At 56.7% G+C, this 13,345-nt stretch carries 14 protein-coding genes; 13 read left to right on the top strand and 1 reads right to left on the bottom strand.

Annotation, left to right across the window (positions count from 1 at the left end):
• Positions 1–871: 871 nt before the first annotated feature.
• From FY156_20160 to FY156_20130, 7 genes are all read left to right on the top strand, one after another.
• Positions 872–1,780, top strand: a complete 909-nt coding sequence (locus FY156_20160) for an alpha/beta hydrolase (protein UXS03850.1) — start codon at positions 872–874, stop codon at positions 1,778–1,780.
• Positions 1,770–2,726, top strand: a complete 957-nt coding sequence (locus FY156_20155) for a LysR family transcriptional regulator (protein UXS03849.1) — start codon at positions 1,770–1,772, stop codon at positions 2,724–2,726. The genes FY156_20160 and FY156_20155 overlap by 11 nt, the downstream gene beginning before the upstream one ends.
• Before the next feature lie 136 nt (positions 2,727–2,862).
• Positions 2,863–3,885, top strand: coding sequence for an ABC transporter substrate-binding protein (locus tag FY156_20150; GenBank protein ID UXS03848.1), 1,023 nt, complete (start codon positions 2,863–2,865; stop codon positions 3,883–3,885).
• Positions 3,886–3,939: 54 nt separating this feature from the next.
• Positions 3,940–4,707: an ABC transporter ATP-binding protein gene (locus FY156_20145; protein UXS03847.1), complete on the top strand. Its 768-nt coding sequence runs from the start codon at positions 3,940–3,942 to the stop codon at positions 4,705–4,707.
• On the top strand, positions 4,700–5,554 hold the full coding sequence (locus FY156_20140; protein ID UXS03846.1) for an ABC transporter permease: 855 nt from the start codon (positions 4,700–4,702) through the stop codon (positions 5,552–5,554). Before FY156_20145 ends, FY156_20140 begins: the two co-directional genes overlap by 8 nt.
• 40 nt (positions 5,555–5,594) lie before the next feature.
• The gene (locus FY156_20135; GenBank protein ID UXS03845.1) at positions 5,595–6,629 is read left to right on the top strand and encodes an alcohol dehydrogenase catalytic domain-containing protein; all 1,035 of its coding nucleotides are present in this window, start codon (positions 5,595–5,597) and stop codon (positions 6,627–6,629) included.
• Positions 6,626–7,390, top strand: a complete 765-nt coding sequence (locus FY156_20130; GenBank protein UXS03844.1) for a hypothetical protein — start codon at positions 6,626–6,628, stop codon at positions 7,388–7,390. Before FY156_20135 ends, FY156_20130 begins: the two co-directional genes overlap by 4 nt.
• A gap of 91 nt (positions 7,391–7,481) precedes the next feature.
• On the opposite strand, the gene FY156_20125 is transcribed toward FY156_20130, so the two are convergent.
• Positions 7,482–8,249 carry a siderophore-interacting protein gene (locus FY156_20125; GenBank protein UXS03843.1) on the bottom strand — a complete coding sequence of 256 codons (768 nt, stop codon included), beginning with the start codon at positions 8,247–8,249 and terminating at the stop codon, positions 7,482–7,484.
• A gap of 412 nt (positions 8,250–8,661) precedes the next feature.
• Between FY156_20125 and FY156_20120 the strand changes: the two genes are divergently transcribed.
• From FY156_20120 to FY156_20095, 6 genes are all read left to right on the top strand, one after another.
• The gene (locus FY156_20120) at positions 8,662–8,964 is read left to right on the top strand and encodes a BA14K family protein (GenBank protein ID UXS03842.1); all 303 of its coding nucleotides are present in this window, start codon (positions 8,662–8,664) and stop codon (positions 8,962–8,964) included.
• A 237-nt stretch (positions 8,965–9,201) separates the two neighbouring features.
• Positions 9,202–9,981: an ABC transporter ATP-binding protein gene (locus FY156_20115; GenBank protein ID UXS03841.1), complete on the top strand. Its 780-nt coding sequence runs from the start codon at positions 9,202–9,204 to the stop codon at positions 9,979–9,981.
• Positions 9,982–10,003: 22 nt separating this feature from the next.
• Positions 10,004–10,777, top strand: a complete 774-nt coding sequence (locus FY156_20110; protein UXS03840.1) for a transporter substrate-binding domain-containing protein — start codon at positions 10,004–10,006, stop codon at positions 10,775–10,777.
• Positions 10,778–10,795: 18 nt separating this feature from the next.
• The gene (locus FY156_20105; GenBank protein ID UXS03839.1) at positions 10,796–11,518 is read left to right on the top strand and encodes an ABC transporter permease; all 723 of its coding nucleotides are present in this window, start codon (positions 10,796–10,798) and stop codon (positions 11,516–11,518) included.
• 9 nt (positions 11,519–11,527) lie between these two features.
• Entirely contained in the window at positions 11,528–12,217 is a 690-nt protein-coding gene (locus tag FY156_20100) for an ABC transporter permease (GenBank protein UXS03838.1), read from the top strand.
• Between the two features lie 17 nt (positions 12,218–12,234).
• The gene (locus FY156_20095; protein ID UXS03837.1) at positions 12,235–13,152 is read left to right on the top strand and encodes a homocysteine S-methyltransferase family protein; all 918 of its coding nucleotides are present in this window, start codon (positions 12,235–12,237) and stop codon (positions 13,150–13,152) included.
• Positions 13,153–13,345 lie beyond the last annotated feature (193 nt).

The raw sequence follows: 13,345 nt of genomic DNA, 5'->3' as shown, positions 1-13,345 counted from the left end.
CCTTGACCTGCGCCGGTTTCAACGCCTCGATCTGGTCCGTGCTCAAAACCGCGATCTGGCCACTCGTCAGGCTTGCAATGGCACTGGTGCTCAAGGCGGCGATTTGATCGGTGGTGAGCGCCGCGATTGCCTCGGTACTCAGCCCCAAAATTGCTTTACCGGCGATCGCCGCGATGTCGGCTGTCGAAAACGTCGCAATGTCGTCTGCGCTGAGTGCGGCAAGCTGGGTTGCCTTGAGCGCACCCACCTGAGCGGACGTCAAAGCTTCTGCCTGTTCGGTCGTGAAAGCATGAAGCTGCGTGGTGGTGAATGCGGAAACCTGGACGGATGTCAGGCTTTCAATGGCGTATTTGTCGAGGATGCTGAGCTGATCCAGCGTCAAACCGACAACCGCGCTCTGTGAAATCGCGCTCAACTGTTGTGAGTTGAGAACTTTGACATTTTCAGTCGCCAGCGCTGAGACCTGTGCTGACGAAAGAACTTTGATTTGTGCTTTGGAAAGTGACGCGACATCCTCTGTCGTCCAAGCTGCGATCGCCTCTGTCGAAAGATATTTAATCTGATTGGCGTTCAGGGACGGAATAATCGATGTCATGTCTCAAAAAATCCTGAAGTCGGCAAATGACCCCTGTCGAAGACAGGAGACGAATCTGCCGCTTGAAACCACAATTTTGCTAACTCTGGGTACGCGATAGGGCTTGTCTGAACCTGAAGTTGCTGGCGCCGATCGTCCCTTCAGACTTGATGTTTCAGGTTGAAATCAAACGAGGGCTTCTCTGTCGCAATTGGACGGCTGGTGCAGCTCATTGAAAATTGACGGCTTGCAATCGCCTCAAGGCGCGGTACGAAACGGATCGGGAGGATATTCTTTATGGAGCGCTTGGCGAACTCGCTATTTCCTGGATTTGAAGAAAAGCATGTCGTTACTGGTGGGACGGACTTTGATATCCTGATCAGTGGTTCGGGACCGGCAGTCCTTCTGCTGCATGGCTACCCTGAAACACGTACGGCGTGGCACCGGATCGCGCCGCTTCTGGCCGCGTCATACACCGTCGTGATCCCTGATTTGCCGGGTTATGGTCGAAGCCGTGTTCTTGGCAAATCGGAAAGAAGCGGTGCAAAACGCTGGATGGGCGAGCAACTGCACGCCATGATGGAGGCATTAGGCCACAGCCAGTATGTTGTTATCGGCCATGACCGCGGTGCGCGTGTCGGTTATCGAATGGCGATTGATTATCCGCAAGCCGTATCGGCATACGTCTCGGTCACCGTCGTGCCGACGCCGGAGATGTGGGAAGGTGCAAGCAAGGCGTTTGGCATGGGCGCATGGCACTGGTTTGCGCTGGCACAGCCCGAGCCGCTGCCGGAAACGCTGCTGTCTGCCAATCCGCGAATGTTCATCGATACCAGTCTGGATAAGATGGCGCATGGGCTCGATCGTCTGCACCCGTTGGCGATCGAGGACTATCGTATCGCTTTTGATGATGCAGCCGTGCGGCATGCGATCTGCAACGACTACCGGGCCGGCGCCACGGTGGATGAGGCAGACGATCTGGCTGACCGCTCGAGGGGGCGAAAGATAGATGTGCCTGTTCTGGTCTTCTGGGAGGCCGGTCGCCGTTACGGCGGTGGGCGCGAGCCGCTTGATATCTGGGCGGACTGGGCGAAAGACGTTTCCGGTCGGGGTCTCGAAGGTGGCCACATGCTGCCCGAGATGGCTTCCGGTGCCATCCTCGACATGCTTGTTCCATTCCTCAAGCGAGTGTCCGATGGCAGGTGATCTGGATACTTTCGACACGGACGCCACCAAGAAGGGGGCCGATTCACTCCTTAGCCTCAGGCAGATCGAGATTTTTCACACGGTCATGCAAACCCGCTCGATCACCGCCGCGTCGAAGGTGCTGGCGGTGTCGCAACCGTCTCTCAGCCGCACCATCCGCCGGATCGAGGACCTGTTGGGCATTGCGCTTTTTGCCAGGGATCGCAACCGCCTTGTCCCTACGTCGGAGGCTCTCGAAATCTACGCCGAAATCGATCCGCTGATCCGTCAGATTTCCGGGATTGGCGCGCAGATCGGGCGTATTGCCCGCGGTGAAACCGCTGTTTTTCGGGTCGGCTCGACTGCGAGTGTTGCCAGGGCACTCGTGCCGCAAGCCCTCAGGCAACTGTCGATCGAGGTAAAGGGAATCGAGCTCTTTTTCGACGTTCTCTCGGTCAATCAAATTGAAGACTATCTTCTGAGCGGTCGCGGTGAAGGCGTCGTTACCATCACTGCACCCAATCATCCGCTGGTGATGATGGAGCAGGTGGGGCAGGTCGATCTCGTTGCTGCCGTCCCAAGGAGCCATCCGCTTGCCTCACGCGATATTATCCGGGCCAGTGACCTCGAGGGCGCCGACTTCATCTCCTTCGAACCGGGTGGTGCGCACCAAACGGTGGTGGATCGCTTCCTGTCGCGCGCTCGGGTCAATGTGCAGATCAGAGCTGTCGCCCGGTTTTCCGATACGGCTCTGGCGCTCGCCAACGAGGAAATGGGGATTGTTCTGGTTGATTATCTCACAACGCTTGGGCCGATCGGCCACAACCTTGTGATCCTGCCAATCGAGCATGCGCCCCGCTTCGAGGTTTCTGTTTTCTGGAACCGGCAGCGTCCACATTCTGCAAACCTCAGAAAACTTGTCGAGATCCTCACCAGTAAGCTGGCCAGCCTCTCCAAGCTCGCCTGATCGCCATACCGCTTGTGGGTTGCATCATGCCTTCAGGGCATGAGAAGCATAACTATTGTTCGTTGTCTTCCTGCCGCGTGGATGGCAAACAGGTCCTGTGACGCCGGAGGAGGCGTTGAGGATTGGAGACAACCAGATGAATTTTTCTTTGACGCGCCGTCAGGCGCTAATCGGCATGGGCGCAACATGCGCGACCGCAGCGTTTGGACTACCTGCCCGCGCCAGCACGCGAAATCTAGCCGTCCTTCATCTCGCCAGCCATGCGCCGAGCTTTATTGCCTTTGAGCGAGGATACTTCAAGGAAGCGGGCCTCGATATCGAGCTCAAGTTCTTTGAAGCAGCTCAGCCGATGTCGGTGGCCATCGCGTCCGGGGACGCGGATTTTGGTGTGACATCCATTACTGGCGGTCTTGTCAGCCTCGCACAGAAGGGCGCCATCAAGGTCATCGGTGGTGCACTGACGGAAGAGAAGGGCACGGTTGGCGCGATCATTCTTGCATCCAACAAGGCTTATGACGCAGGCCTGACGGAGGCATCCAAGCTTGCGGGCAAGACCTTTGGGATCACAACGGCCGGTTCGTCGTTCCACTTCATGGCCTACAAGATTGCCAAGGCCAACAACATCCCGGTGTCCGACATCCAGTTGCGCCCGCTGCAGAAGCTTGGCGCCATTGTGGGTGCGATCTCGACAGGCCAGATCGATGCCTGGGCGATCCAGCCCAACGTTGCCAAGAAGTTGATCCGCGATGGTGCAGCCAAGCAGATCGGTCTCGTTTCTGACTATGCACCGAATTACCAGGTCACCACGGCCTTCACCTCGACCAAGAATGCCACGGATGAGCGGGCTGTGACCGAAGCCTTCGTCAAGGCCTATTCCCGTGCCATTGCCGATTACAATGCAGCCTTTGTCGACAAGACCACCGATGATGCTGTGCGCGAAGATCTGGCCCGCATCGTTCATAAATATGTCGAAAGCGATAGCCCCTTCGAAGAGGCAAGGCGCAACCTGATTGATGGTGCGATGCGCATCAACAAGGATCTTGCGCTCTCAGTCGAAAGCTGCAGCGAACAGGTCGAGTGGATGAAGGCGGAAGGCATGGTCAAGGATGCCGTCACGAACGAACAACTGTTCGATACGTCCTACGTCAAGACGATCTGATCGATCGCCAATCATCGTACGGAGGCTGAAGAGGCCTCCCTCCGGAGGGCTCTCATGGACCTGAAAATCGAAAACATCAGCCATTATTACGGTGCCGTCGAGGTCCTGAAGGACATTTCTCTCGATATCCCGCAAGGCCAGATCATCTGTCTTATCGGTCCGTCGGGCTGTGGGAAATCGACGCTCCTTCGCTTCCTTGGCGGACTGGAGCGGCCGACCTCCGGCCAGGTCCTGCAGGTCGGCAAGCCACCGGCAGGCTCCCTAAACCCGTTGACCTATGTTTTCCAGCATTTCGCCTTGCTGCCCTGGCGCAGCGTTGAAGGCAACATCAAGCTGGTGCTGGAAGACCATGGCCTCAGCAGCGGCGAAATGAACGATATCGTCACCGATGTTCTGGAGCGGACACGCCTTTCCGAGTTTCGAAAGGCACTTCCCAAGCAGCTATCCGGCGGCATGCGCCAGCGCGTTGCCATCAGCCGGGCGCTTGCCGTGCGTCCAGCGGTGATGCTGATGGATGAGCCCTTGTCAGCGCTTGACAGCCAGACGCGTGAACTCCTGATGGACGATCTCGTATCGCTCTGGACGCGGCAACCCTTCACCTCTGTCTATGTGACGCACAACCTCAATGAGGCCGTGCGTCTCGGGCACCGTGTCGTTGTTCTATCACGTCGTCCCGGCCGCATTCGTGAGATCGTCGATATCGACATTCCGCTGAGTGAACGACAGCTCGGCGATCCGTTGCTTGAAGAAAAGCAGAAGCAACTTTGGGCGCTTATGCGCGAAGAAGCGATGGCCGCCGACAAGGAGTTGGTCAATGTCTGATGTAGCCTCAATCTCGAATTCAATTCCGATCCAGGATAAGATCGCCAATCCTTCGGAGAAGGAGGTGCGTGCCGTTCAGTTCCGCGGCGGCGGTTTTGCACCAACACCGGTCCGCGGCATCGCGATCCTTCTTTTCGTCGTCCTGATTGCCCTTGCCGAAATCGGTACAAGAACAGGGATCATCTCGAGCCTGACATTGCCGCGACCGTCCGCGGTTGTGGAAACATTCATCCAGCTCTGGAATACGGGGCTTTTGTGGAAGCACCTGCTGCCTTCGCTGCAGCGCCTGTTTGTTGGTGCTTGCCTTGGGATTTCCTTCGGCGTCATGGTTGGCGTCATGATTGGCCTGTTCAGTCACGTTCGCGCCGGCCTCGTGCCCTTGGTTGCTGCGCTCTTTCCAATCCCGAAAATTGCCCTTTTGCCGCTTTTCGTCATCTGGTTCGGCATTGATGAAATGTCGAAATACATGCTGATCGCCTTCGGGACCTTTACGCCGACCGTTGTTGCGACCTATGGCGCGGTCGACAATGTCGATCGTTCGCTGATCCGCATGGGGCAAAGCTTTGGTTTGTCGTGGTGGTCAATTGTCCGAAAGATCGTATTGCCCGGTGCATTTCCCGCGATCCTCTCAGGTTTGCGGGTCTCGATCTCGATTGCCATTATCCTCCTCGTTGCGGCGGAAATGCTCGGTGCCCAATATGGTGTGGGTTCTTACATTCTCGAAGCCGGTTCGCTCTACGACCTGGAAAAGCTTTTTGCAGGCGTGACCATTCTGTCGGTGATGGGGCTTATCGTGAGTTATGTGATCGGACTGATCGAACGGCGCTTTCTTGGATGGCGCGGCTAATGCCGCGCACTCTTACCCAAATAACGCTGGAGACATGACAATGCTGGCATTGCAGAAGGTTCGTCCTGAAGCGGGTCTGGAGTTTCGCGATGTTGAGATCCCATCGGCACCTCCCGAAGGTGAGGTGTTGATCAGGGTGGAGGCTGCCGGGATATGCGGCACGGATCTGCATATTGCCGAATGGACGCCCGGTTATGAAAGCATGCAGAGCGCCATGCCCGTGACGCTCGGTCATGAGTTTTCCGGCGTCATTGATGAGGTTGGCCCTGATGTGGCGAGAGGTCTGATTGGCCAACGTGTCACCGTCCGCCCCTCTACCACCTGCGGCCATTGTGCCGCGTGCCTTGCCGGCCACGACGATGATTGCAGCAATCGCAAGGGGATCGGCATTGGCCGTAGTGGGGCGTTCGCCCCCTTCGTCTGTGCGCCGGCCAGGAATTGCCACCTTTTGCCCGACAGTCTCGACATGGAGATCGCGGCACTGACAGAACCAATGACGGTTTGCCTCGAGGCCGTGAATACCGCAGAGGTTCGTGACGGCCAGACCATTCTTGTGCTCGGCCCGGGCTTCATCGGCCAGGGTATTGCTATTCTGGCGCGCAGCCGCGGGGCAAAGGTCGTGATTGCCGGGCGGGATGATCGCCCAAGGCTCGAGCTTCTGCGAAGCCTCGGTTTCGACTTTCTCATTGACGGAAAAGAAACGCCCCTCGACCGCGCGCTTTCGGAACATCAGCCCTTTGACGCGATCATCGAGGCGGCCGGTGTGCCAGCCCTGGTCAATGCCACGCTGCCCTTTCTCAAGAAACGCGGAATCTTCACGGTTGTCGGTATCCATCCGCGACCAGCCGAAATCAACCTCACACAGCTTGTAAGGATGCATCAGCAGATCCGTGGTTCTTATCGCGCCAGTGCGCAAGATTGGGATGCCACGATTGCATTTTTGAATGACCATCAGGATGTCATGCGAAAGCTGATATCGCACCGCTTCTCACTTGGTTCAGCCCTTGAGGGCTTCAGTGTCTCGCATCAGCGTCTTGCCTCGAAGGTCATGCTTCAGATCAGGGAGCCTTCATGAGCGCTGCTTTCCTAGCCCTCTGGAACGATTATCCGGCAACACTGACGGAGGAATATGAGGTTTGGCACACCTTCGAGCACGTGCCCGAACGCCTGACAACGCCAGGCATGTTATGGGCGCGTCGTTATGCCGATTTCTCAAAACCGGATAATCGTTATTTCACGCTCTATGCGCTCGATAATCTTGAGGTGCTGGAACAGCCTGCCTATCTCGAGCTCGTCCGGCAGCCAACGGACTGGTCACTTTCGATGCGGCAGCATTTTCGCAATGTACTTCGCATCCCTGGCATCAGCTTTACCCATGGCGGTAACGGTGTCGGTGGTGGCTTGATCGCACAGGCTTATTCCGTTGGACGGCTGCAGGCGCCAGCGGCTTCGCAAACGCTGGCGAAGGTTCTGGAGGAACTGACGCGATCGGGGCGTATCCTCGGTTTTCGTATTGTTATCGCCGAACCGAACCAACCGTACGAGGTGTTCGAGCAGGCAGACGTCACGGACCCTGACACCTTGAACGTCATCGTCATGGTTGAAGGCACAACGAAATCGGCGCTCGCAGCCACCCGCGGGTTTGTCAGCGAAAAAGCTCAGAGATTGCTTCAACCAGAACTCACGCTTCGCGACGGTCTCTTCAGCCTGCTCGTGAATTATCAGGGTGGTGAGTTCGCGTCTGACAGGAAAAGCCTGACTGCGTCGGAGACACTTCGATCGCAATTTTCCAGGTCGCCATCTTCTGAGGAGTTGCAAATACCCGCCCAAGGCTGAAAGGCCATTCTGGTCGGAAGATCGCATTTGATTGCGATCTCCGACATGATGCTTCCCACATTGTTGGGTGAATGCTGCTTCTGTTCAGGGCTCAGGCGAACTTTTCGGTCGTGTCGGCCTTGCCCTTCGTCCAGTAACCTGAGGCCTTGATCCAGGTCAGAGGGTAGGCTCGCTCATCAGTCAGGTAGGCACGGACTGCACGGACGACTTTGGCTTCGGCGGCGACCCAAACGAGCGTATCTGGCACAATCTCGATCCCATTCAATGCGGCAATGACAGGTGCGGGATCATCGGCTTCGGAGAGGGGGCGATGGACCCAATGTGCCTCAACTTGCGCTTCGCTCGTGAAAGACTGCTCTTCCTGTGGCCCCGCAACCGCACCAATCATGGTGATGACAGTTTCGGAGCTGCTTTCTTCAATGCGGCGGCCAATTGCGGGAAGGGCCGTTTCGTCCCCGACGAGGAGCCAGCGTTTTACCGTCTCGGAGAATACGGCAGAGCCGCGTGGCCCACCAATTTCAAGCGCGGCGCCGGGAATGGCGTCGATCGCCCATTGCGTTGCCGGGCCGGCCTCATGCAGTGCGAAATCGATCGTCAGGCTGCGGGCGGCAACATCATATCGTCGAGGGGTGTAATCACGCTTCTCGTCGGCGCCATCTGGTCCGGAAACGAAGACCTTGATGTGATCGTCAGGTGCAAGGCTTGTGAAATCGGAAAGGTCGTCTCCGCGAAGAACGATACGACGCATTCCCGGGGTGATGTCGACGACGGTTTCAACGGTAAGGAGCCGGCGACGCAGCTCGTGGCGGACCCGCTCGATGCTTGGGGCTGAAACAGGTTGGGTGTTATTGTTATCCATCTTGTCCTACAGAGGCTTATCGAGCTCGATCCGCAGGACACAGTCGCGCAGATCGAAGCCGCAAAGCCGTTCGATCATACGCGTTGAGTGACGTTAACGCTTACGTGTCCAACTCGATGCTGGACAGTGAGAGCCTTCATTAAACCAAGCGCGACCGTCTCGCAAGTATGCGCGAAAGCGACCACAATCCTCGACACATCCGCTCGAACACACGAACCGCGATCCGCAGTTCAGGGCCTTTCCATGTCGTGACATATGCCGTCCTGTTCGCCAGACATTCCCCGCAGTCAGCTTTGTCGCGACCCGTCCATATCCCGAATATAGCGCAGCCGGATGATGCAGGATTTCTGGAAAATGGAACGTATTCCCGGGCGAATACGTTCTTTCAGCGAACAAACGATTGGACGAAGCAATGTTTAAGCTGCAGAAATCGATCGCAACACTTGCCATCACCGGGACAATTCTGGCCGCCTCGATTGGCGTTGCTCACGCGTTCCAGATGCCCGAGCAACGCAACAGTGATCTGCGACCAAGTGGTGTCGCGTCCTTTGCGACAGACAATAGCGGCGCCGGTCAGGCTGATGGCCTGCTTCTGTCGCCTGAAGAAATCCAGCACGTGAAATGGTGCGCATCGCGTTTCATGTCATACCATGCCAGTGACAACACCTACGCAGATAAGACCGGCGTGCGCGTTGAGTGCAAATCACCTTATTGATTTGCGCTCACAATAGCCTCCCATCGCAAGCGCCCCACGCGCACTGAAATGGCATTCCAAATGAAGCTGGTGTGCCATCAAGCGTCCGTTGAGCTTTGCGATCAATGGTAAATCTCTGTCTTTTTGACGAACTGGAACGATTTTTCCTTTCGGTCCTGCAATAGAGCGGTTATTTCCGCGTCAGCAAATGTACTTCTTGGTACATCTTCCCGCCGATTGATTTGTCAGGACCGTTTGATGACCGTTGAAGTTCCTTGCGCCCTCGCTGTGGATGACATCCACAAGAGTTTTGGCAGCCACGAGGTTCTCAAGGGTATTTCTCTGCGTGCCCACAAAGGCGATGTGATCTCAATCATAGGCTCTTCCGGTTCCGGCAAGAGCACGTTTCTCAGATGCATAAACTTTCTCGAAATCCCCGATCAAGGGCGGGTGATCGTGAATGGCGAGGAGATTATGCTCAAGCGTGGTCGCGATGGCAAAACCACACCGCAAAGCTGGCGGCAGGTTGAACGTCTGCGCACCGGGCTTGGCATGGTGTTCCAGAACTTCAATTTATGGGCTCACCGCACGGTCCTCGAAAACATCATCGAAGCGCCGGTGCATGTCATGGGCGTAAAACGTGCCGAAGCCATCGAGAAAGCTGAAGCCCTCCTGCACAAAGTTGGATTGTACGAAAAACGGCATGCCTATCCGGCGTTCCTCTCCGGCGGGCAGCAGCAACGTGCCGCCATTGCCCGTGCCCTTTGTGTAGAGCCTGCGGTGATGCTCTTTGATGAGCCGACCTCGGCACTTGATCCTGAACTGGTCGGCGAGGTGTTGAAGGTGATCCGCGAGCTTGCAGAAGAAGGGCGCACAATGTTGCTGGTTACGCACGAGATGCGATTTGCCCGTGATGTTTCCAGCCATGTCATGTTCTTGCATCAGGGGCGCGTGGAGGAAGAGGGGCCACCAGAACAGGTCTTCGGAAATCCCGCCAGTGCCAGAGCACGAGAGTTTACCGGCGCGCTAACCAACTGATTTTTCGTAACAGGAGATTGAAATGAAATTCCTAGCCTCTTTGCTGGCCGGTACGGCTTTCGCACTGTCTGCATTTTCCGCCAGTGCCGACGTCCGCTTCGGCGTCATGAACGAGAGCTATCCGCCATTCTTCGCACAGGATGCCAGTGGCAAGTGGCAGGGCTGGGAAATCGATCTGATGGATGCTGTCTGCGCCGAAATGAAGGAGAAATGCTCCATCGTCGCACTCTCCTGGGATGGTCTCATTCCGGCCTTGGAAAGCAAAAAATTCGACGTCATCTGGTCTTCGATGTCCAACACGGCCGAACGCCAGAAAGTCATCGATTTCACCGACAAGTACTACAATACCCCAAGCAAGTTGATCGGTGCCAAAGATGGCAAGCCGGGTGCAACAGCTGACGATGTTAAGGGCAAGACAATTGGCATTCAGGTAGCGACGGTCCAGTCCGCCTACTACGCGAAATATTTCAAGGATGTCGCCGACGAGAAGACCTATCAGACGCTTGATGAAGCCTTCCAGGATCTGGCTGCCGGCCGCATCGACTACGTTTTCGGTGACTCGCTTGTGTTGGATGCATTCATCAAGAGCGATGCCGGCAAGGATTGCTGCGCGGATGCGGGCAATGTCGCTGATGATCCGGAAATTCTGGGACTTGGCGTTTCGGGCGGCCTGCGTAAGGACGATGCGGAATTGAAGCAGAAGTTGAATGCTGCGATCGCTGCTGTCCGCGCCAGCGGCAAATATGACGAGATTACCGCGAAATACTTCAGCTTCGATATCTACGGCGCAAAGTAATCCGGTCGGTTTCCGCAGATGGCAAGCTTTGAAAACATGTTGCAGCTTTTGTCCCCCTATCCTCCGGGATGGGGTGGCACTCTGTTGACAGGTGCGCTCGCAACGCTTGCCATTTCGGCCGGGGCCTATGTTATCGGCATCGTCATCGGCTTGACCGGTGCGCTTGGTAAGCTCTCTGGTAACAGGCCGATCGGTGTCGTCCTCAATCTCTACACGACGCTTATCCGGTCAGTTCCCGAACTCATTCTCATCGTCGGGCTCTATTATGCCGGCACGGATGGTCTAAACCGTTTCCTGCAACTGGCAGGTTTGCCGCCGCTGGAGGTCAACGGCTTTGTCGCTGCGGTTGCCGTGCTGGGTTTCGTTCAGGGCGCTTATATGACGGAGGTGCTGCGCGGGGCGATCCTTGCGATCCCCGCGGGCCAGATTGAGGCCGCCAGAGCATTCGGCATGTCGCCATTCTTGCGGTTTCGGCGCGTCGTCCTGCCGGCAATGTTGCCAAATGCCCTGCCGGGGCTCTCCAATCTCTGGCTTTCGGTGACAAAGGACAGTGCACTCGTCGCCGTTGTCGGATATCAGGAGCTCGCACTCGCAACCCGCCTTGCCGGTGCCAGCACGAAGCAATATTTTCTGTTCTTCATGGCCGCAGCGGTGATGTATCTGGCAATCACACTTGTCTCCAATGCCATCTTCAAGCTGATCGAGCGGCATGTTCGCCGTGGTCAGCCAGCCTTGGCATGAGGTGAGGTAATGGATTTCTCCTGGATCGCAAAATACTGGCCGCTTCTTGTAAGCGGAGCATGGCAGACGATCTGCCTGTTGGCCATTTCCGTCAGCCTCGGTTTTATCCTCGCTATCGGTCTTGCATTCGCACAAATCAGCGGTGGCAGGCTGACGAAGCTTATGGCGCGAGCGTACTGTACGTTCTTTCGCGGGACGCCGCTCTTGATCCAGCTATGGCTGCTCTATTATGGCGTCGGTTCGCTGTTGCCCATGATCCCGGGTCTTCGGCAGAGTTTTCTATGGCCTGTGCTTCGGGAAGGCTTTTTCTTTGCGGCGGTCAGCTTCACGCTGAACTATGCCGCCTATGAGGCCGAGGTCCTGCGAGGTGCACTTCTGGGCGTGCCGAAAGGGGAGCTTGAGGCAGGCAGAGCTTTTGGCATGAGCCGGTTCACCCTTGCTCGTCGCATCTGGTTGCCTCGGGCGATCCGCACCGCTCTGCCGACCATCGCAGGGGAGGTCGTGATGCAGTTGAAGGCTACGCCGCTTGCCTTCACGGTCACGGTCATGGATCTCTACGCTGTCGCCTACAAGGTGCGCCAGGACACGTTGCTGGTCTACGAGCCTCTGCTCGTTGTCACTGTTTTTTATCTCATCCTCACCGCTATCATCGCCCGCTGCTTCGGTATCGTCGAAGCGCAGGTGCCGGTGCGACGGTAATTTTCAAGGAGTTGAACATGAGCGGTATTCGTATTCTGGACGGCGGCATGAGCCGGGAGTTACAAAGGCTCGGCGCTGAACTGAAGCAGCCGGAATGGTCTGCGCTGGCGCTCATCAATGCGCCCGATATCGTGCGCAAGGTACATGCCGAGTTCATCGATGCCGGTGCGGATGTCGTGACGACCAACTCATACGCGCTCGTCCCTTTTCATATCGGCGAAGAACGTTTCCAGAAAGATGGCGCATCCCTGATCGCGCTCTCAGGGCGCCTTGCCCGCGAGGCGGCAGATGCATCCGGCCGAAAGATCACTGTTGCAGGCTCGCTGCCGCCTATTTTTGGCTCTTATGAACCGGAAAATTTCGACGCGTCTCGTGTTCAGGATTACCTGAAAGTGCTGGTCGACAACCTCACCCCCTCCGTGGATGTCTGGCTTGGAGAGACGCTGAGCCTGATCGCTGAAGGTGAGGCGGTACGGACGGCCGTGGCTGATACCGGCAAGCCGTTCTGGATCTCTTTCACGCTCGATGACGGTCCGGTACAGGTGAACGGTGCGGACCCGAAACTCCGCTCGGGTGAAACCGTCCATGATGCGGCTTTGTGGGCTGCAGGGTCGGGGGCCGCGGCACTGCTGTTCAATTGCAGCAAGCCGGAGGTGATGAAAGCTGCAGTGACGGTCGCAACGTCGGTCTTCCAGGAAAAGGGCGTTTCAATCGACATCGGTGTTTATGCCAATGCCTTTGAAGGGGAGCAGGATGATTCTGCTGCCAATGAGGGTTTGCATGATACGAGAGCGGATCTGACGGACGACGTTTATTCGCGTTTCGCCTGCTCCTGGGCAGACGCGGGTGCGACCTTGATCGGCGGATGCTGCGGTATCGGTGCCGCGCATATCCATAAGGTCGCGGACGCTCTTCGGACCGCTGGCCGGAACTGATGCAACACGGGTCCGTCTTGGCGAGCCCGCTATCTCATCCTGGTGCTTTCTGGGTGTAAGAGATGACATAAGGTAGAGGGCTTTTAAACCCTCTACTTAATGGCCTGGTAGTCAGGCGTACCCTCTCCTGAAACGTAAATCGTCGATGGTGAGAGCCAGCCGGTCTTGTGGAACAAGTAATGAAGCGCTGCAC

Source organism: Agrobacterium tumefaciens, assembly GCA_025559845.1.
Lineage (GTDB): Bacteria > Pseudomonadota > Alphaproteobacteria > Rhizobiales > Rhizobiaceae > Agrobacterium.
The sequence above is the reverse complement of the archived record's forward strand: the minus strand, read 5'-3'. Positions and strand labels throughout refer to the sequence as shown.

What these genes read in the sequence shown, in the direction of transcription:
- FY156_20130 (UXS03844.1), top strand. Translation starts at nt 6,626, where the DNA reads ATGAGCGCTGCTTTCCTAGCCCTCTGGAACGATTATCCGGCAACACTG.
- FY156_20150 (UXS03848.1), top strand. Translation starts at nt 2,863, where the DNA reads ATGAATTTTTCTTTGACGCGCCGTCAGGCGCTAATCGGCATGGGCGCA.
- FY156_20135 (UXS03845.1), top strand. Translation starts at nt 5,595, where the DNA reads ATGCTGGCATTGCAGAAGGTTCGTCCTGAAGCGGGTCTGGAGTTTCGC.
- FY156_20115 (UXS03841.1), top strand. Translation starts at nt 9,202, where the DNA reads ATGACCGTTGAAGTTCCTTGCGCCCTCGCTGTGGATGACATCCACAAG.
- FY156_20110 (UXS03840.1), top strand. Translation starts at nt 10,004, where the DNA reads ATGAAATTCCTAGCCTCTTTGCTGGCCGGTACGGCTTTCGCACTGTCT.
- FY156_20140 (UXS03846.1), top strand. Translation starts at nt 4,700, where the DNA reads ATGTCTGATGTAGCCTCAATCTCGAATTCAATTCCGATCCAGGATAAG.
- FY156_20100 (UXS03838.1), top strand. Translation starts at nt 11,528, where the DNA reads ATGGATTTCTCCTGGATCGCAAAATACTGGCCGCTTCTTGTAAGCGGA.
- FY156_20155 (UXS03849.1), top strand. Translation starts at nt 1,770, where the DNA reads ATGGCAGGTGATCTGGATACTTTCGACACGGACGCCACCAAGAAGGGG.
- FY156_20095 (UXS03837.1), top strand. Translation starts at nt 12,235, where the DNA reads ATGAGCGGTATTCGTATTCTGGACGGCGGCATGAGCCGGGAGTTACAA.
- FY156_20125 (UXS03843.1), bottom strand. Translation starts at nt 8,249, where the DNA reads ATGGATAACAATAACACCCAACCTGTTTCAGCCCCAAGCATCGAGCGG.
- FY156_20160 (UXS03850.1), top strand. Translation starts at nt 872, where the DNA reads ATGGAGCGCTTGGCGAACTCGCTATTTCCTGGATTTGAAGAAAAGCAT.
- FY156_20120 (UXS03842.1), top strand. Translation starts at nt 8,662, where the DNA reads ATGTTTAAGCTGCAGAAATCGATCGCAACACTTGCCATCACCGGGACA.
- FY156_20145 (UXS03847.1), top strand. Translation starts at nt 3,940, where the DNA reads ATGGACCTGAAAATCGAAAACATCAGCCATTATTACGGTGCCGTCGAG.
- FY156_20105 (UXS03839.1), top strand. Translation starts at nt 10,796, where the DNA reads ATGGCAAGCTTTGAAAACATGTTGCAGCTTTTGTCCCCCTATCCTCCG.